General features: G+C 72.6%; 16 protein-coding genes. 4 read left to right on the top strand and 12 right to left on the bottom strand.

Annotated features, from left to right (window positions below; genetic code table 11):
* Nucleotides 1-128: 128 nt before the first annotated feature.
* The 4 genes from ACFYPH_RS05800 to ACFYPH_RS05785 form a co-directional block, all read right to left on the bottom strand.
* Nucleotides 129-3743: an ATP-binding cassette domain-containing protein gene (locus tag ACFYPH_RS05800; protein WP_387179266.1), complete on the bottom strand. Its 3615-nt coding sequence runs from the start codon at nucleotides 3741-3743 to the stop codon at nucleotides 129-131.
* Nucleotides 3744-3838: 95 nt separating this feature from the next.
* Entirely contained in the window at nucleotides 3839-4432 is a 594-nt protein-coding gene (locus tag ACFYPH_RS05795; RefSeq protein ID WP_354857591.1) for a TetR/AcrR family transcriptional regulator, read from the bottom strand.
* Nucleotides 4433-4442: 10 nt separating this feature from the next.
* Nucleotides 4443-6677 (bottom strand): YhgE/Pip family protein, encoded by a 2235-nt coding sequence (locus ACFYPH_RS05790; RefSeq protein WP_387179263.1) that lies wholly within the window; start codon nucleotides 6675-6677, stop codon nucleotides 4443-4445.
* Entirely contained in the window at nucleotides 6674-7588 is a 915-nt protein-coding gene (locus tag ACFYPH_RS05785; RefSeq protein ID WP_354863314.1) for an ATP-binding cassette domain-containing protein, read from the bottom strand. The genes ACFYPH_RS05790 and ACFYPH_RS05785 overlap by 4 nt, the downstream gene beginning before the upstream one ends.
* A gap of 872 nt (nucleotides 7589-8460) precedes the next feature.
* On the opposite strand from ACFYPH_RS05785, the gene ACFYPH_RS05780 reads away from it, so the two are divergent.
* Nucleotides 8461-9021 (top strand): hypothetical protein, encoded by a 561-nt coding sequence (locus ACFYPH_RS05780; protein WP_387179259.1) that lies wholly within the window; start codon nucleotides 8461-8463, stop codon nucleotides 9019-9021.
* A 70-nt stretch (nucleotides 9022-9091) separates the two neighbouring features.
* Here ACFYPH_RS05780 and ACFYPH_RS05775 read toward each other — a convergent pair whose 3' ends face one another.
* Together ACFYPH_RS05775 and ACFYPH_RS05770 are read right to left on the bottom strand one after the other, a co-directional pair.
* Nucleotides 9092-9931, bottom strand: coding sequence for a GNAT family N-acetyltransferase (locus ACFYPH_RS05775; protein ID WP_354863316.1), 840 nt, complete (start codon nucleotides 9929-9931; stop codon nucleotides 9092-9094).
* Between the two features lie 57 nt (nucleotides 9932-9988).
* Nucleotides 9989-11212 carry an MFS transporter gene (locus ACFYPH_RS05770; RefSeq protein ID WP_355067889.1) on the bottom strand — a complete coding sequence of 408 codons (1224 nt, stop codon included), beginning with the start codon at nucleotides 11210-11212 and terminating at the stop codon, nucleotides 9989-9991.
* Nucleotides 11213-11324: 112 nt separating this feature from the next.
* Between ACFYPH_RS05770 and ACFYPH_RS05765 the strand changes: the two genes are divergently transcribed.
* Nucleotides 11325-11912: a PadR family transcriptional regulator gene (locus tag ACFYPH_RS05765; protein ID WP_139586621.1), complete on the top strand. Its 588-nt coding sequence runs from the start codon at nucleotides 11325-11327 to the stop codon at nucleotides 11910-11912.
* A gap of 63 nt (nucleotides 11913-11975) precedes the next feature.
* Here the strand turns inward: ACFYPH_RS05765 and ispG are convergent, their stop codons facing one another.
* The 6 genes from ispG to ACFYPH_RS05735 form a co-directional block, all read right to left on the bottom strand.
* Nucleotides 11976-13148: a flavodoxin-dependent (E)-4-hydroxy-3-methylbut-2-enyl-diphosphate synthase gene (gene ispG / locus ACFYPH_RS05760; RefSeq protein ID WP_354856334.1), complete on the bottom strand. Its 1173-nt coding sequence runs from the start codon at nucleotides 13146-13148 to the stop codon at nucleotides 11976-11978.
* A gap of 9 nt (nucleotides 13149-13157) precedes the next feature.
* Nucleotides 13158-14408, bottom strand: a complete 1251-nt coding sequence (locus tag ACFYPH_RS05755; protein WP_354856336.1) for a site-2 protease family protein — start codon at nucleotides 14406-14408, stop codon at nucleotides 13158-13160.
* Entirely contained in the window at nucleotides 14408-15619 is a 1212-nt protein-coding gene (gene dxr, locus ACFYPH_RS05750; RefSeq protein WP_387179254.1) for a 1-deoxy-D-xylulose-5-phosphate reductoisomerase, read from the bottom strand. Before dxr ends, ACFYPH_RS05755 begins: the two co-directional genes overlap by 1 nt.
* 147 nt (nucleotides 15620-15766) lie before the next feature.
* Entirely contained in the window at nucleotides 15767-16408 is a 642-nt protein-coding gene (locus tag ACFYPH_RS05745) for a Uma2 family endonuclease (RefSeq protein ID WP_387179251.1), read from the bottom strand.
* Nucleotides 16409-16598: 190 nt separating this feature from the next.
* Entirely contained in the window at nucleotides 16599-16799 is a 201-nt protein-coding gene (locus tag ACFYPH_RS05740; RefSeq protein ID WP_354856341.1) for a DUF397 domain-containing protein, read from the bottom strand.
* Entirely contained in the window at nucleotides 16790-17596 is an 807-nt protein-coding gene (locus ACFYPH_RS05735; protein WP_355133409.1) for a helix-turn-helix transcriptional regulator, read from the bottom strand. Before ACFYPH_RS05735 ends, ACFYPH_RS05740 begins: the two co-directional genes overlap by 10 nt.
* A 209-nt stretch (nucleotides 17597-17805) precedes the next feature.
* Between ACFYPH_RS05735 and ACFYPH_RS05730 the strand changes: the two genes are divergently transcribed.
* Together ACFYPH_RS05730 and ACFYPH_RS05725 are read left to right on the top strand one after the other, a co-directional pair.
* Nucleotides 17806-18156, top strand: a complete 351-nt coding sequence (locus ACFYPH_RS05730) for a hypothetical protein (RefSeq protein ID WP_387179247.1) — start codon at nucleotides 17806-17808, stop codon at nucleotides 18154-18156.
* Nucleotides 18157-18271: 115 nt separating this feature from the next.
* Nucleotides 18272-18715 (top strand): hypothetical protein, encoded by a 444-nt coding sequence (locus ACFYPH_RS05725; RefSeq protein WP_355067884.1) that lies wholly within the window; start codon nucleotides 18272-18274, stop codon nucleotides 18713-18715.
* Nucleotides 18716-18892 lie beyond the last annotated feature (177 nt).

Raw genomic sequence — 18892 nt, 5'->3', positions numbered from 1 at the left:
GCCCCCCTACCCCGCCCCGCCGCGCCCCCGCCCAGCCGGCCGGCGCCCACCCCGCCCCCCCCCCCCCCCCCCCCCCCCGCGGGGCCCCGGGGGGGGGGGGGGGGCCCCCCCCCCCCCCCCCCCGACCGTCAGCCGGCCAGGTGCGACCAGTCGCCCTCCAGCTCCCGCCAGGTGCCCTGCGCCGCCACCGCCCCGGTGTGCAACACCACCACGTGGTCGGCGCGGACCAGCGCGGCACGCTTCGCGGTCGATCCGACCACGGTCACCCCGTGCGCCCGCAGCGCCCGCCACAGCGCCAGCTCGGTGGTGACGTCCAGCGCCGACGACACGTCGTCGGCGACCAGCAGTTCGGTACGCGGTGCCAGCGCCCGCGCCAGCGCCAGCCGCTGTAGCTGGCCGCCGGAGAGCCGGGTGCCCTTGTGCCCGATGAGCAGACCCAGCCCACCGCCGGCGGCGGCCAGGTCGTGGTCGAGCTGGGCGGTGCTGACCGCGCCGGCCGCGTCCACCTGGTGGCCGAGCGCGATGTTGTCGGCCACCGTGCCGGAGAGCACCCGGGGCAACTGGCCGACGTAGCCGACCTGGTTGGGGCGCAGGAACAGCTCGGGCTCGGTGACCGGGTCGCCGTTCCACGACAGCTCGCCGGTGTGGTGCACGATGCCGGCCAGCGCCCGCAGCAGCGAGGATTTGCCCGACCCGACCGGCCCCACGACCAGCACCAACTGCCCGCGCTGCACCGTCAGGTCCACGTCCCGGACGGCGACCGTGCCGTCGGAGTGCACCACCGAGAAGCGGCGCAGCTCCAACCGGCACAGCGGGTGCCGGGGCGGCGACGTCGGCGCGGGCGCGGTCCCGGCGGCCAGGTCGACCGCCGGCACCGCCGCCGTGTACGCGCCCACGCCAGTCATCGCCACCGTCCGGCGGGTCCACACCCGCGCCGACGGCAGCTGGGAGATCAACGACGCGGTGGTCCAGGCGAACCACCGGGCCGCGCCCAGCGTGGAGACCGCCACCAGCACCGCGCCGGCCGACAGCTCGCCGCCCAGGTAGAGGGCCCACGCGCCGATCGGCAGCAGGCCACTGGCCACCGACGGCGTCGACCGCGACCACACCTGCACGGAGATCTCCCGTCGCTGCCGGTCACTGCGCAGCGCGTCCAGGACGGCGAGGTGACGCAGCACCGCCGCCGTGGCGCCGGCGAGCTTCACCGTCCGCGCCGCGGAGAGCGCCGAGACCAGGGCGGTGGCGAACGCCGCCCGCGCCGTCACGGTCGCCCGGGCGGCACGCTCCAGCTTCGGACCGAACAGCGTCGCGGCCAGCCCGGAGACGACCATCGTGCCGAGGAAGAACAGCCCCGGTACGACGCTGCCGGTGACCGCCGTCATGGCGACCACCAGGACCAGCGCGACGGACTGGTCGAGCACGTTGTCGGCGAGTTGCACCACGCGCTCGGTGTCACCGCCCTGCGCCACGACCTCGGCCGGGGTGTGCGAGCTGACCCGGCGCGGGCCGGTCTGGCCGTGCACCAGACGCAGGCCGATCCGCAGCATCTGCCGCACCCACCAGTGGGGGAACCAGACGTGGGTGTAGTACGGCAGCGGCAGGGTGACCAGCAGCCCGGCCACGATGCCCAGCGCCGGCAGGTACGGGTTGCCGGTCCCGTCGACCAGGTCGGCCCAGAGCCACGGCAGCAGCGGGCCGTCCAGCCCGAGCAGGCTGAGCCCGAGGAACAGCGCGATCGCCGCCGCGCCGTACCGGGGATCGTTGGTGCAGAGCCGGATGATCTCCCGGAACGTGCGGGCCGGCGGGGTCGGTGGCAACGGCAGCGGCTCGGCCCGCACCGCCGGGCCCGGCTCACCCGTCACGGCCGGTCCGACCGGACCAGCGCCCGGCCGGGTGCCGGCGGTCTCGGAGCCGGTCAACAGGTCGGCGCCAGCGGCGTCCGGGCCGGTCAACAGGTCGGTGCTGGCGGTCTGCGGGCCGGTCAGCAGGTCGCTACCGGCGTTCTGCGGGCCGGTCAGCAGGTCGGTGCCGCCGCCGGACCGGAACGCCGACGCCCCGCCGGCGTACACGGCGGCGTGGCTGGTCGCCAGCAGCTCGGCGAAGCGCGTCGACGTCTCCAGGGGGCCGGCCTCGACCACCGCGCCGTCGGCCAGCACCACCACCTCGTCGCAGCGGCGCACCGAGGAGAGCCGGTGGGCGATGACGATGCCGATCCGGTCGCGCAGCAGCCGTTCGGTGGCCCGCTGCACCCGCGCCTCGGTCACCGGGTCCAGCCGCGCGGTGGCCTCGTCCAGGATCACCACGTGCGGATCGCGCACCAGGATCCGGGCGAACGCCACCAACTGCTCCTGGCCGGCGGAGAGCACGTGCCCGCCCTCCCCCAGCCGGGTCGCGAGCCCGTCGGGCAGCTCGGCGATCCAGCCGGCCAGGCCCAGCTCGTCCAACGCCCGGGCGGCGGCGTCGAGCAGCTCTGGGTCGTAGAGCGCGACGTTCTCGGCGAGCGTGCCGGCCAGGATCTCGGTGCGCTGCGGCACCAGCGCCACCCAGCGGCGCAGCTCTTCGACGTCGAGGTCACACAGGTCGGTGCCGCCGAGGAACACGGTGCCCGACGGCACGTCCACGGCCCTGGTGAGCACCTTCGCCAGGGTCGACTTACCCGACCCGGTCCGCCCGATCAGGGCGTACGACCGGCCGCGCGCGAAGGTCAGGCTGAGCCCGCGCAGGGCCGGACCCCGCCCGCTCTCCGGGCCGCTCACCTCGTATCCGAACGTCAGGTCCCGGATGCGCAGGTCACCCTCGGCCGGACTGGCCCCGCCGACCGGCTCCTGCCGGGCCTTCTGGAGCAACTGCACCCGGGCCCACGCGCCGAGGGCCTCCTGTAGCTCGGGCACCATCCGGCTGACGTGTTCGGCGGTGGCCCCGAAGGCCAGGGCGAGCAGCCAGATCGCGGTGAGCCGGGCGGCGTCGACCCGGTCGGTGGCCAGGGCCCAGGCGCCGCCGAGCACCACCACGCCGACGCCGGCCCGGATCGTCGCGGTGGCGACCGTCGCCACCCGGGCGGACAGCACCCAGACCCGGTGGCCGCGGGACAGCACGGCGGCGGCCCGCCGGGCGTACAGCCGCAGCACGTACGGCTGGGCCAGGCTGGTCCGCACGTCGTCCTGACCGTGCACCGCCTCCTCCATCACGGCGGCCAGGTCCGACCAGGCCTCCTCCTCGACCATCCGAGCGGGGCCGATCCGCGCCGTGGGCCGGCGCAGCCCCACCCCCAGCAGCACCGTGAGCAGCAGCATCGCTATCCCGGCCGGCCACCACACGGCCAGCGCCACCACCATCGACAGCAGGCCGACGCAGAGCCCCTGGGCGAGGCGCGAGCCCTGGTTACGTACCGCCGACGCCACCTGGTAGACGTCCCCGTCGATGCGGTCGAGCAGCTCGCCCACCGGCGTGGTCTCGAGGCTCGGCAGGTCCTGCCCGAGCGCGACCCGGCAGAGCCGCCGACGGACGTCCGCGGACCAGTCGGCGGTGAGCCCGGCCATCAACAGGCTCACCACGAGATCGCTGAGCACCACGGCGGCCAGCGCCGCGGCCAGGACCGCGAAGGAGCTTGTCGACCGGTGTACGAGCACGGCGCCGGCGAGCGCCGACGCGCCCGCCTGACCGGCGGCGCCGAGCACGATCAGGACGGCCACGAGCGTCAGACGGCGCGGCGAGGTGCCCCACAGATCACGGAGCAGGCGCATCGGAGTTCCTCCGGACGTGGGTGGCGGAACACCCAGCGTGCCGGCCGCAGCCCCGTCGACTCAACCGATTTACCCGCCCTGAGCAGGACTTGCGGTCAGGTCTGAGCGACCCGGCGCACGATGCCGAGCAGCGCCTCCTGCACGTCGGCGATGGGCCGGTCGGGCTGGAACACCAGCCAGTCCACGGCCACCACCAGGCCCACCCCGAACAGCGCCGAGGAGGCGGTGGGCACGTCCAGATCGGCCGGCAGGTCCCCGCTGTCCACCCCGGCCCGCACGGTCTCGGCGATCACCGCGATCGCCTCGCCGCGCAGCAGTCGCAACGTCTGCTGCCACTCCCGGTTGGTCCGCCACATCTCCGACAGCAGCAGTTGGGCGAAGGCCCGGTACCGGCGGATGTACTCCAGTTCGGCGCGGACCAGGGCCGCCAGCGCGGCGCGCGGCGGCTGCCCGGCGACCGCCGCCCGGAACTCGGCGGTGAGCAGGCCGATGCCGTGGCGCAACAACTCCTCGAAGAGCACCGTCTTGGACTCGAAGTTGTAGTAGACCGTGCCCTTCGCGACACCGGCCCGGGCCGCGATGTCGTCCACCGTGGTCGCGGAGAAACCGCGCTCGGCGATGAGGTCCACCGCGGCGACGAAGAGCCGCTGACGCGTGTCCTCCCGCCGCCTCGACCGTCCGTCCGTCACCGGCCCATCCTCACATGGTCAGCTCGGGGTGCAGCTTCGCCGGGGTGAGCCGGCGTGAGCGACGGGCCGCGCCGGTGGTCAGGGCCAGCGCCGCCACCGCGAAGCCGAGCAGCACGAGCGCCGCCGTCACCACCGGGCCGGCCGGGCCGCCGTTGATGGTGTGCCGCAGCCCCGCCACCACGTAGCTCATCGGCAACCAGGGGTGAATCGCCTGGAAGAAGCCGGGCGAGGTCTGGACCGGGTAGGTGCCGCCCGAGGACGTGAGCTGGAGCATCAGCAGGGCCAGCGCGGCGAGCCGCCCGGCGGGGCCGAGCTGGGCGCCCAGCCACTGCATGATCGCGGTGAAGGCGAGCGAGACCAGCGCCAGCAGACCCAGCGTCGCGGCGGGGTGCACCGGGTCCAGCCCCAACACCAGTGTCACCACGGTGAAGAGCACACCGGCCTGGGCCAGCCCGACCGCCGCGGCGGGCAGAAAACCGGCCAGCGCGACCCGCCAGGCGGGTGCGCCGGACATGACGTGCCGCCGGTTGACCGGCCGCAGCAGCATGTACGTGATCATCGCGCCGACCCAGAGCGCCAGACCGAGGAAGTACGGCGCGAAGCCGACCCCGTACGAGCCGGCCGGGTGGCGGGCCGAGCGGTCCAGGGACACCGGATCGCCGAGGACGCCGGAGCGGGCGTCCGCGTCGTCGTACCCCGGAATCTTCTTCTCGCCGTCGGCCAGGCCGTCGGCGAGGTCGCCGGCCCCGCCGCCCAGCCGGGTCAGCCCGGAGGCCAACTCGCCGGCGCCGCTCTCCAGCCGGATCAGGCCGTCGGCGAGCCGGTCGCCGCCGGCGCTGAGCCGGTCGAGCCCGCCGTCCAGCTCGCGGGCCCCGGTGGCCAGGCGGAACAGCCCGCCGCGCAGCTGATCGGCCCCGGTCGCCGCGTCGCCGAGACCGTCGCGCAGCTCGGCGCTGCCGTCGGCGAGGGTGCCCAGCCCGGCCGCCAGCTCGTCGACCTTGCCACGTGCGGCGGCCACGTCGTCGGCCAGGTGCGGCGCCGCGGCGGCGATCTGCCGCGCCGTGGCGGCCACCGCGCTCATCCGCTCGCGCAGCGCGGTCAGGTCGGCCTGATCGAGACCATCGACGACCGCCCGCGCCGCCTCGACTCCTGCCACCGCGGCCGCCCTTGCGGCGACGACGTCCGGATCGTCGGCCAACTCCGGGTGCGCGGCAACCAGGGCGTCGAGCCGATCGCGCACCACCTGGGCCTGGGCCTGGGCCTTCTGCGCACGCTGCGGCAGAGCATCCAGGCCGTCGGCGAGCGCCTGCGCCCCGTCGGCGATGGCCGTCGCCGACCGCTCGATCCGCTCGGCGTTCTCCCGCAGGACCGGCTCGATCCTCGCGGCCGCACCGTCCACCCTGCTGGCCACCGCGCGGGTCGCCGTCGCGGCCCGCGCGGTGCCGTCGGCGAGCTGCGCGGCGCCGGTCCGCAGTTGATCCAGCCCGGTGGCCAACTCGTCGGCGCCCCGCGCGCTCGCGTCCAGGCCGGCGGAGAGCCGGCCCGCCCCGGCGGCGGAGCTGTCCAACCCGTCGGCGACCTGTCCGGCACCGTCGGCCGAGCTGTCCAACCCGTCGGCGATCCGACCCGCGCCCGCCTCGGAGCTGCCCAGCCCGTCGGCGAGCTGACCGGCGCCGTCGGCGGCCCGACCCGTCTCGGCCTTGGCATCGGTGAAGCCCACCAGCATCCGGGCGAAGTAACCGGACGCGGCGCTCTCCGCCGCGGCGGCCCGGATCTCGCTGAACGCCGAACGGGCGAGCAGACCCGACAGGTAGTTGGTGGCGTCGTCGTTGACCACCTTCAGCTCGCCCCGATGGGCCGGCTGGCCGGGCTCGGGGCTCGCGGCGAGCGTGGCCGAGAAGTCCGCCGGAATGGAGAACACCAGGTGGTACCGGCCGCTGCGCAACCCCGCGTCGGCGTCCTCGGCATCGGTGACCTGCCAGCCGAACACCCGGCGGTCGATCAGCTCGTCGGTCAGGTCCTGCCCGGCGTGCACCACCGACCCGTCGCTGGCCGTCGCCGGCCGGTCGGCGTTCACCAGGGCGACCGGAATCCGGTCCATCTTTCCGTACGGATCCCAGAAGGCGTAGAGGTAGAGCGCCCCGTACAGCAGCGGCACGACGGTCAGCACGGCCAGCGCGGCGCGCGGCAGCCGGCCCCGGGTCATCCGGCGCAACTCGAACCAGGCCAGTCGGACAACACTCATCGGTTCACCTCGGTGTACTGGTCGGCAGCAGCGGTTACTCGTGGGCCCAGTCGGTGCACGATCGACGGCGAATGCGGTTCCACCTCGCGGGCGGTCACCACCACCGCGATGCCCCGGTCGGTCAGCCGACCGAGAAGGTCCCAGAGCAGGGCACGGTCCGCACCGTCCGTACCCGCGTCGATGTCGTCGGCGAGGATCAACCCCGGCCCCGCGAGGGTGGCGAGCACCAGCCCGAGTATCTGGCGCTGCACCGGGGTCAGGTCCCGTCCTCGGCTGGCCGGGTCGAGCGGGACGTCCGTGCCCAGTCCGGCGCCTTCGATCACGGCGGCGACCGCGTCCCGCCGGCCCTGCCTCGGCGACCGGCGCCGGCCAGTCGGTCGACCGCCCACCGTGCCGTACCCGAAGAACCCGCGACGGCCCGTCGACCTTCGGTCGCGTCCGCCCCCGCCTTCGCCTCCGCCTTGGCCTTGGCCTTCGCCCCCGCCTTGGCCTTCGCCTTGGCCTTCGCCTTCGCCTTCGGCAGGGTCGGCAAGCTCGGCAGCGTCGGCAAGCTCGGCAGCTGCGAACTCGCCTGCCGCACCCGGACGAAGGGCCGTCGGCCCGGCACGGTCAGCTCGCCGCCCGAGCAGCGACAGTCGTTCCGAGATGTGCTCGGCGACCGTCAGCTCCGGGTCGTGCTCGTGCACCCCGGCCACCTGACCGAGCGCCGCCACCGCACGGAGCTCCAACTGCCCTTCGCTCGTGGGGAAGCGGTTCGCCAGGGCGAGAAGCAGAGAGGTCCGTCCGCTACCGGGGGCCCCGACGATCGCGTGCAGCTCACCCGCGTTGACCGCAAGGTCGACACCCCGAAAAACCCACCCCCGAGAGGTACGCAGGCCAAGACCCCTCGCCTCGACGACCACCACGCCCACCCCGATCACTGTACTGACTAGTCAGTCTAAAAACATGACCCAGCATAGGCGTGATGGTCGGGTTCGCGCCCGTCTGGGACGCGTGATCCCGGTCATCACGGGAGCGTGGATGCGAGCCACACGGCCGGCTCCGCCGCTCCGGCTTGATCAACACGAGATCGGCGATGTCGGGGTATCAACCCGCCCCGGACACCCCGACATCGGCGATCCCGAGTCGATCACCGCCCGCACGCACCCTGTCGACGGCGTCCACCGCCCCGAATGGGCGGGATGTCCGTTTCCGAGAGACCGTCGGGGCGGGATGTCCGGTCTGGGGGGCCGTCGTGTGGCGGGACATCCGTTGCCGGAGGGCCGTCGGTGCGGGATGTCCGTTTCGGGGGGCTGCTGGGGTGTGACCGGTCGCATCCGTGGGCTGGAATCGTGGCGGGCCGGGGGTCGTTACATACCCTGACGATCGCAGGACCACGGCCAGCCGCCCCGCCCGCTCAACCGGCGGGGGAATGGCCGGCCGGGCCGGGTCGTTGCAGACCCCCGAACGACCGTGGGCTCGCCCCCGGGTCCGCTATTCGGCCCCGGCGAGGGCCCGGGAATGACCCCGGCCCGACGGTCGTTACACACGGTCCCGGCGCCACGAGCCCCACTCGCGGGCCGCCCCGGGAATCCCCCCGGCCCGACGGTCGTTACACACGGTCCCGGCGCCACGAGCCCCCCGCTCGTAGGCTGCCGCCCCCGGTGCCACGAGCGATCAGCCCGTAGGCCGCCCCCAAACTTTCCCCGCTTGATAGTGCAGCGCCCGACGAGGTGCTCACACCCGCGTCACCCACCCCCGTGTGGTGGCGTGTGGTGTTCCTACCGCCGAAGGAGCTACCCCCATGAACACGATCTTCCGTAAGAGCATGCTGTCCGTTGCTGGTCTCGCGTTCGCCGGTGGTGTCTTCGCCGGCCCGATCGCCGCCCACGCCAACCCCGCCACCGACGCCAAGCCCGTCGCCGCCGTGCAGACGGCAGTGTCGAAGCCGCAGGGCGACCAGTCGCACATCAGCCTCAACGGCGAGCAGACCGCCAACGCCAAGGCGATCATCGCCGCCACGAAGAAGGCCGGCCTGCCCGAACGGGCCGCGGTCATCTCGATCGCCACGAGCCTGCAGGAATCGAAGCTGGAGAACCTCGGCCACCTCGGCGACATGAACGACCACGACTCGCTGGGCCTGTTCCAGCAGCGCCCCTCCAGTGGTTGGGGCACCCCGGAGCAGATCACCAACCCCGAGTACTCCACCACCGCATTCCTCAAGGGCCTCAAGCAGGTCGACGGCTGGCAGGACATGCCCCTGACCCAGGCCGCCCAGACCGTACAGGTCTCCGCCTACCCGGACGCCTACGCCCAGTGGGAGCAGCAGGCCACCGACCTCGTCGCCCAGCACTGGAACAGCTGACCGCACGAACCAATGGCCGGCACCCCGAACCCGGGGTGCCGGCCATCGGCATACCCAGCCCCGGCTCGGGTCAGAAGAGCACGGTGGCGAGCGTGCCGACCGGCTGGAAGCCGCAGCGCTCGTACACCCGACGAGCCGGCAGGTTGAAGTCGTTGACGTACAGGCTGACCGTGGGGGCGACCCGGAGCAGCGCGTCGCGTACGACGGCGGCCATCGCGGCGGCGGCGATGCCGCGGCCCCGCCACTCCGGTGCGACCCAGACGCCCTGGACCTGAGCGGTCCGTTTGGTCACCACGGCCAGCTCGGCCTTGAACACGACCTTGCCGTCGACGAACCGGGCGTACGCGCGGCCGGCGCGGACCAGGTCGTTGACCCTGCGGCGGTAACTGCGGCCGGCGTCCTCGGCCAGCGGGGAGACACCGACCTCCTCGGTGTACATGGCGACCGCCGCCGGAAAGAGCCTGTCGACCTCGCCGGAGCGGACGCGGCGTACCTCTGGATCGGCCGGTACGGCCGGCAGTGTGTCGGTGGCCAGCAGCGGCTGGTTGGGCCGGACGTCGCGGGCCGGGCCCCACGTGTCGGAGAGCCGGTCCCAGAGGCCGAGGACGGCGTCGGCACGGCCGACGATGGAGGAGCAGAGCCGCTCCTCCCCCGCGAGCAGGTCGGCGAAGGCGGACACGGCGGCGTCGGTGGCGAGCACCGGCGTCAGGTTGCCACCGAGCCAGCACAGCGATTCGAGGTTGCGCCGGGCGCCGTACCCCAGGATCCGCCCTTCGGCGCGCCACCAGGAGAGCCCGCGCGCGGCGATGCGCTCCGCGACCTGCGCGCCCGCGAACGGGTCACGGTCGAGCAGGCGCTCGACCGCGCGGCGCTCCGATTCCCCCAGTTGCCGTACCGGCACCGTCAGCACGCCTACCAGCCTGCCAGATCGACCCCCCGCCCCGCCGGCCGAGTGGCGAGCCCGCCGTCACACGGTCATCGGCTCGGCGACCGGGCTGGTCGGACGGGTCCGGCCGGCCCACCGGACGACCGGGGGCACCAGGGCACCGAGCAGGAGGAACAGCCCACCCAGCGCGAGCCATCCCGGTACGCCCCAACCGAGGGCGAGGCTGGTCACCACGACGGGCGCGAGCATCTTGCCCAGCTCGTAACCCATGCCGTACGTCCCCTGGTACTGCCCCTGCGCGTCGGCGGGCGCCAGCCCGAAGGAGATCCCCCATCCGGCGGCGGAGTGCCACAGCTCCCCGATCACGTGCGCCAACGACCCGCAGCAGAGCAGGCCGATGGCGCCCGGTGTGGGCAGCGCACCGCTGGCGGCGAACAGTACGCAGGCCAGGGCGATGACGACCCCCGCCCGGCGGGACGCGCGGGCGGCCCCCGGCAGGGTGACGGCGCTGCGTGCCGCGCGTACCTGCAGGAGCACCACCAGCGCGGTGTTGACAAGCGTCAACACCGAGATCATCCAGGCCGGTGCGGTGGTGTGCCCGGCGATCCACAACGGCAGAGCGAGGGTGAGCAGGCTGAAGTGCATGGACATCAGCCCGTCGAGCAGGGTGAAGGCGAGGAACGGGCGGTCCCGTAGGGCGACCAGCCGGGGTCCTCGCGTCGGGGCGGCGACGGGTGCGACGGTGGGCAGCCGGACGGAGATCGCCGCTGCGGCCAGCGACGCCGCCGCCGTGGTCAGGATCAGCGCGAGGTAGCCGGCGCGGGTGTCGGCGGCGATGGCGAAGCCGCCCAGGACGGCGCCGACGGAGATCCCGACGTTGGTCGTGGCCCGCAGGTAGGCGCGGGTGTGCACCCGCTGGTCGGCCGGGATCGCGCCGGCGATGAGCGCTCCCCGGGCGCCGCGGTCGACCGCGTCGGCGAGCGCCGTGGCGGCGCCGACCAGCAGGAAGGCGGGAAACGATCGGACGGCGATCAGGCCGGCGGTCAGGACGCCGGCCGCGATCAGCCCGCCGACCTGTGCGCCGCGCGGCCCGACGCGATCGGCCAGGTAGCCGCTCGGTGCGCTCGCGAGCACGCCGACGAGCGCCGAGATGGTCAGGCCGACACCCACCTGGGTGGCCGAGAGGCCGACCGAGCGGGTGAGGAAGAGCGCGCTGGCGACCAGCCACAGGCCCCGCCCGACGGTCTTGATCAGGGTGCTGAGGGTGAGGATCCGGGCCGGACCGGGCGGTGGGAGCAGGCGCATGCCGGACACTTTAACAAGACGTACGTACGGTTTGCAGATAGGAGCTTGTCGGCGATGCATTGCCGATATATCGTTGATGCATCAGCGACAGTACGCAGAGAGGAAGAACCTCATGAGGTTCCATCGACAGCACCACCCGATGCACGAGGCCCGGATGCGGGGCTTCGGCTTCCCGCCGGTCCCGCCCGGCCCGCATGGTCACGGCCACGAACACGGCGGCCCCTGGGGCGGACGCGGTCGCGGACGGGGCAGGGGCCGACGCCCCAACGTCCGTGGCGCGGTGTTGGCCCTGCTCACCGAGCGGCCGATGCACGGCTACGAGATGATCCAGGAGATCGACTCCCGCACCGGCGGCGCCTGGCGGCCCAGCCCGGGTTCGATCTACCCCACCCTTCAGCTCCTGGAGGACGAGGGTGTGATCGCCGCCAGCACCGAGGAGTCCAGCGGTGGGCGCAAGCGGTTCACGGTCACCGAGGCCGGGCAGGCGGAGGCCACCGCGGCCGCGCAGACCCCGGCGTGGGCGGACGTCGCCCAGGGCACCGTGAGCAGTTGGCACGACATCCGCGACTCCGGCGCGCAGGCGATGAACGCCCTGCGCCAGGTGATGATGAACGGCACCGACGACCAGCGTGAGCGGGCCGCCCAGGTGCTCGACGAGACCCGGCGCAAGCTGTACGCGATCCTCGCCGAATCCGAGTGAGATGCGCCAGAACGAATGCGGGCCGCTCCCCGAGGGGGAACGGCCCGCGTTCTTCGGACTGACTCAGTGCACGGTGACGGTCGGGCCGGTGACCAGCCCGCGCAGCTCCTCGGGAAGCTCGGCGCCCATCTCGTCGGCGATGCGCAGCGCCTCCTCGATCAGCGTCTCCACGATCTGCGCCTCGGGCACCGTCTTGACGACCTGGCCCTTGACGAAGATCTGGCCCTTGCCGTTGCCGGAGGCGACGCCGAGGTCGGCCTCGCGGGCCTCGCCCGGGCCGTTCACGACGCAGCCCATCACGGCGACCCGCAGCGGCACCGGCAGCCCCTCCAGGCCGGCGGTGACCTCCTCGGCGAGCTTGTAGACATCCACCTGGGCCCGCCCGCAGGACGGGCAGGAGACGATCTCCAGACCGCGCTCGCGCAGGCCCAGCGACTCCAGGATCTGGTTGCCGACCTTGATCTCCTCGACCGGCGGGGCGGACAGCGAAACCCGGATCGTGTCGCCGATCCCCTCGGCGAGCAGCGCACCGAACGCCACCGCCGACTTGATGGTGCCCTGGAAGGCCGGCCCGGCCTCGGTGACGCCGAGGTGCAGCGGGTAGTCGCACTGCTCGGCGAGCTGCCGGTACGCGCGGATCATCACGACCGGGTCGTTGTGCTTGACCGAGATCTTGATGTCGCGGAAGCCGTGCTCCTCGAACAGCGAGCACTCCCACAGCGCCGACTCGACGAGCGCCTCGGCGGTGGCCTTGCCGTACTTGGTCAGCAGGCGCTTGTCCAGCGAGCCCGCGTTGACGCCGATCCGGATCGGCACCCCCGCATCCCCCGCGGCACGAGCGATCTCCTTGACCTTGTCGTCGAACTGGCGGATGTTGCCCGGGTTGACCCGGACCGCCGCGCAGCCCGCGTCGATCGCGGCGAAGACGTACTTGGGCTGGAAGTGGATGTCGGCGATCACCGGGATCTGCGACTTCTTGGCGATCGCGGGCAGCGCCTCGACGTCGTCCTGGGACGGCACCGCCACCCGGACGATCTGGCAGCCGGACGCGGTCAGCTCAGCGATCTGCTGCAGGGTCGCGTTGACGTCGGAGGTGAGGGTCGTGGTCATCGACTGCACGGACACCGGCGCACCGCCGCCGACGGGCACCGAACCGACCATGATCTGGCGGCTGGCCCGGCGGGGAGCGAGCGGCGGGGGCGGCACGGCGGGCATACCGAGACTGATAGCGGTCACTTCAGGCACTCACCTTGAGAAGAGCGTGATGGGGTTGACCACGTCCGCGGCGATGGTGAGCAGCGTGAACGCGCCACCGATCAGGATCACCGCGTACGTGAAGGGCATCAGTTTGAGGTAGTCGACCCGGCCCGGGTCGGCCCGGCCGATCCGCGCGTAGACCCAGGAGCGGGCCCGTTCGAACCAGGCGATGGCGATGTGGCCGCCGTCCACCGGGAGAAGCGGCAGCAGGTTGAACACCCCGATGAAGAAGTTCAGCGACACGAAGAGCATGAAGAAGACCAGCCAGGCGTTGTTCTGCACGGCCTCCCCGCCGAGCCGGCTGGCGCCGACCACGCTGATCGGGGTGTCCACGTCCCGCTCGCCACCGGTGAGGGCGGTCCACAGGGCGGGGACCTTCTGCGGGATGCGCTGCAACGCCTGCGCGGTGCCGACGGCGAGTTGGCCGGTGAAGTCGGCGGTGGCCCCGAAGGCGCCGACCGGCCCGTACGTCACGCGGGTGGGGGTGCTGGGCACGAGGCCGACGCCGAGCGCGGCCACCGGCGCGGCGGCGCCCTTCGGGTCGTCCAGGGGCGGACGCTGGGTCTGCGCGAGCACCGTGCTGGTGCTGCCCGCCTGCCCGTCGCGGACGTACTCGATCCGCGTGGTGTCGCCCGGCTTGAGACTGCGCAGCGTGGTCAGCAGGTCGCCGTAGTTGCTGATCGGGGTGCCGTTGATCGAGGTGATCCGGTCGCCGTCGCGCAGTTGGGCCTGAGCGGCCGGGCTGGCCGCGTCAGCGGGGGTGCACTCCCGCAGCGTGTTCTCCGGCACCACGCAGGGGCTGAGCTGGATGACCGCCGGCTCCTTGCGGGCCTGCGCGTCAGTGGTGGGGAAGTCCGGGTTGGGCAGGCCGGCGGAGACGGCGAGGATCCAGATGGTGATCAGCGCGAGCGCGAAGTGCGTGATCGACCCGGCGGCCATCACGATGGTGCGCTTCCACACCGGGTAGCGCCACATCACCCGCGACTCGTCGCCCGGCTCGACGTCGTCGTCCTGCGGCGTCATCCCGACGATCTTGCAGAAACCGCCGAGGGGAATGCCCTTGAGGCCGTACTCGGTCTCGCCCCGTCGGAACGACCAGATGGTGGGACCGAAGCCGACGAAGTACTTGGTGACCTTCATCCCGAACATCTTGGCGGTGAGCAGGTGCCCCGCCTCGTGCAGACTCACCGAGATGAGGATGGCCAGGGCGAAGAGGACCACCCCGAGCAGGTACGACATCAAGCTCCTTCCACCGAACCCGCGATGATCTCCTGCGCGTGCGCGCGCGCCCACGACTCGGCCGCGAGCACGTCCTCGACGGTACCTGGTTCGGCGAAGTCCGGAGCGTCCTCCAACACGCGTTCGAGGGTGTCGACGATGCCGAGGAACGGCAGTCGGCCCGCCACGAACGCCGCCACGCACTCCTCGTTGGCCGCGTTGTAGATCGCCGGGCGGCAGCGCCCGGCCTCCCCGGCGGCCTTGGCCAGGGCCACGGCCGGGAATGCCTCGTCGTCGAGCGGCGCGAACTCCCAGGTGTGCGCGGCCGTCCAGTCGACGGCGGTGGCCGCCTCGGGCACCCGGTCGGGCCAGCCGATGCCCAGCGCGATCGGCAGCCGCATGTCCGGTGGGCTGGCCTGGGCGATCGTCGACCCGTCGGTGAACTCGACCATCGAGTGGATCACCGACTGCGGGTGCACCATCACGGTGATGTCGGCGTACGGCACGTCGAACAACTCGTGCGCCTCGATCACCTCAAGGGCCTTGTTGACCATGGTGGCCGAGTTGATCGTGACGACCGGCCCCATGTTCCAGGTCGGGTGCGCAAGCGCCTGCTCCGGTGTGACCTGCGTCAACTCGTCGCGCCGTCGACCCCGGAACGGGCCACCGCTGGCCGTGACGATCAGCCGCCGCACCTCGCCGCGCGACCCGGACCGCAGGCACTGGGCCAGCGCCGAGTGCTCCGAGTCGACAGGCACGATCTGCCCCGGCCGCGTCACCGCGGCCTTGACCAGCGGGCCGCCGGCCACGAGCGACTCCTTGTTGGCCAACGCGAGAGTACGACCACCGCGCAGCGCGGCCAGCGTAGGAGCGAGGCCCAGCGAGCCGACCACGCCGTTGAGCACGACGTCGCACGGCCACTGCGCCAACTCGGTCATGGCGTCCGGCCCGGCGACAATCTTGGGAAGTTTGAAGTCGCCGGTGGCCCAGCCCCGGCGGCTCGCCTCCGCGTAGAACGCGAGTTGCAGGTCCTGCGCCGCGGATGCCTTGGCCACCCCGACCGCCTCGACGCCCAGTTCGAGGGCCTGCGCGGCGAGCAACTCGACGTTGCCACCGCCGGCGCCGAGCGCCACCACCCGGAACCGGTCCGGGTTGCGCCGGACGATGTCGATGGCCTGCGTGCCGATCGAACCGGTGGACCCGAGCAGAACAAGGTCGCGGGGGGAAGTCACGAGGCCATTCTCCCCCACCGCCGCTGCACGCCCGCTGGGAGCCTCAGCCCTCCCCGCGCGCCGCTGTCGGCCATGATCAACTCCAGATCGCCGATCTCGGGGTATCCGCACCTCTCGGACACCCCCACATCGCCGAAACCGTGTCGATCAAGAGGTGCCGGACTCTTCTGGGACCGCCTCCTCGTCCAGCAGTTCGGCCGGATCGATGGAGAACTCGAAGGGCTCGCGCATCGCGAAGGTGCTGCCCGCTGCTGCGGCGGCCACCGGCCGGTACTCCCCGTTGACCAGCTCGAACAGAGCCAGTGTCGGTACCCGATTGCGCAGGTCCACCCGGAGGAAGAACGGAACTCCGGCAGCCGCGTACTCCCGGGGCCGGTCGATCACGTCCTTGCGTCGGTTGCCCGGCGAAACGATCTCCCCCAGTAGCACCGCCTCGACGATGGGAACCGTCGTGCGGCCACCCCCGGAGCTGCGCAGCACAACGATGTCTGGAATAAAGAGATCATCCCCGGAGAGGACGTTGATCTCCGGATAGACCCAGAAGCCGGCCTTTCGCGCAGCACGGTGCAGCACGTAGGGCAGTTCCCTCTCGACCGACTGGTGGTCGATTCCCGCGTGTGGTGTCACGATCACGCTTCCGCTCAGGACCTCAACCTTGGGGCCGTTGGTCTCCGGCAACAGGTCGAGGGCGAGCTGCGCGGTCCACGGCTCGTCGTGCCACCGCAGCACGTCGAACGACGGCTCGGTGTGCTGCGGCGCCGGCTCCGGCGCGAACGCTGCCTGGGCCATCCGGGCTCACCCCCTCAGCGGACCATCATGCTCAGGTCAGCCTAGCCACCGCAGCCCCCGCAGCACGTCATCGCACACCGAGTCCGCCGCCGCTCGATCCGCAGCATCCCGCACGGCACGAATAGATCTTGGACAGTTTCCGTTAGGTCCGAACGGAAACTGTCCAAGATCTGCGGCTGACAGGGCGCGGTCATCGCGAGGGTTGGCTGACCACCGTGAACTCGATGAAGGCGGCCCAGGCCGAGGGGGTGAAGGTCAGCACCGGCCCGTGCCGGTCCGTGCTGTCGCGTACGCCGACCAGGTGCGACAGATTGGTGGCCACCTCCACACAGGTGGAGCCCCCGTTGTCGCTGCGGGTGGACGTGCGCCACACCGCACCGGTCAGGTCCATGACTTCGCCAGCTCCCGCACGAGATCCCGTGAGGCCCGCCGGGGCAACGCCTCGCCCCGCAGGCTCTCCCACCTGCGCTGAAGGTTATCAACGTCCTCCGGGCGATCGGTCACGTGCGCGCGCACCGCGGTGTCGAGGTGCGCGACCTCACCGCTGTCCGGTGTCCGGGCCAGGATGAACGGACCCGCCAACCCGGCATGCATGCCCGCCCCGGCCGGCACGACGTAGAGGTCCACGTGCGGCTGCTCGGTGATCTGGAGCAGGTGCTCGAACTGCGCCACCATCACGGCCGGTGCGCCGATCCCCCGCCTCAGCACCGCCTCGTCGACGACGGCCACGAACTCCGGCGGGTGCTCCCGGCTCAGCACCGACTGCCGGTCCAACCGTGAGCCCACCCGTTGCTCGACCTCCGGCTCCCGCAGCATCCTCCCGCCGCGCAGCACCGCCCGGGCGTACGCCTCGGTCTGCAGGAGGCCGGGGATCAACGACGGCTCGAACCAGCGGATCATGGTCGCCTCCCGTTCGACGGTGATCCACTCACGCAACCACGGCGGGGCGGCGTCGGCCCGGACCAGGGTGAGCAGTCGCTCGAACAGCCCACCGGCCTCCAATATCCCGTCGACCCGGGCGATGAAGTCCTGCGAGGGGGTGCGGTGACCGATCTCCACCATCCCCACCAGCGACGACGAGTAGCTGATGCGCTGCGCCAACTCCTCCTGGCTCAGCCCACGCTCCCGGCGAGCCCGTCGCAGCTCCGCCCCGAGAAACTCCAGCGTCGACACCGGGCCGCTGTCCATCACACCTCCACCACATCTCGCCCACCAGTCACCACCAGCCATCACCGCGTCTCGGCGGATCGGCACACCCGGCGCTGAGGGCGCTCGCCACCTTCCGACGGTAGCCGCGTCCACACCAGAGTGTGAACAGGCACGAGGAAGGTGGGCGTGATGGGCAAGCAGGTCGGGTCGGTGCCAATGACGCCGAGGCATCGCCGCAACTGGGCTCGGTGGGGCCGGTACTGCACCTGTGGGCTGCGCTGGCCCTGTCCGGACCGGCAGCGTCGTGCGGCCCGGCCGCTGTGGCCCTGCCGGTGGACGCGGTGACCGCGCCACGGTGGATCATCCACCTACCGACCACCCTGACCAGTCTCGACGACGCCACCGCCCTGGCCGTGGCACTGTGCGACTCGCTCGGTCACCTCGCCGTCGTCGACTTCGGGGAGACGACGCTCAGCGAGGAGGACGCGCAGTTCCTCCGTACCCGAGTGTTCTGTGACGCCCTGCTCGGCGGCGCGGGCCGGTGCCGGCGTCCCGACGCCCACGACGGCCCCTGCGGGCCGGCCCGAAACCGCGGGTGACCCGACGCCGACCCTGGCCGACCGTCATGATCATGCGTCTGATCGACGGATGGCCCGGGGGTGTCCTGCTCCGCGAGCATCAGCGGCGATCACGGTCAAACACGGAGGGGACCACATGAACCAGAAGCTTCAGGCGCGCGCGTTCGAGCGGGTGGCGTCGATCCTGCAACCCGGGGAACAGCCGGTCAGCGCGACCCGGGCGATGGTCGGCAGTTTCTCGGCCGGCCGACTCGGGACGGTCGTCTCGCAGGGACTGATCACCGCGGGCGCCGGGGCGGTGGGCCACGCGCTGTCACGGACCAAGAAGCAGTTCGTCGTCCTCACCGACCGGCGGCTGATCTTTCTGCCGCAGACCTTCCTCGGCGGGCCCGGCACCGGTGTACTCGGCGAGGTGCCCCGGGAACACGTCGCACTCGCCGAGGCGAAGATGGGCATCGTGAGCCTGCTGCGCCTCGCCTTCGGCGCCGGCGGGGACGGCGTCACGCTGACTTTCCCCCGGGTGGACAAGAAAAACGCCGAGGCCCTCGCGGCGGCCCTGGCACCGGTGCCGAGCGCCTGACCCGTTCCGCCCAGGGCAGGGGCACCTGCAGATCTTGGCGCTGATGTGCCCAGCACGGAAGTGGGGGGGGGGGGGGGCCCCCGCGGCCCCCGCCCCCCCCCGCCCCCCCGGGGTAATGAACCATTATAGTGTCCGCGGGGGGGTCGCCAGGCACCCCCGCCCGGGCGCCCGACCCGG

This window comes from Micromonospora sp. NPDC005252, assembly GCF_042872475.1.
Lineage (GTDB): Bacteria > Actinomycetota > Actinomycetes > Mycobacteriales > Micromonosporaceae > Micromonospora.
The sequence above is the reverse complement of the archived record's forward strand: the minus strand, read 5'-3'. Positions and strand labels throughout refer to the sequence as shown.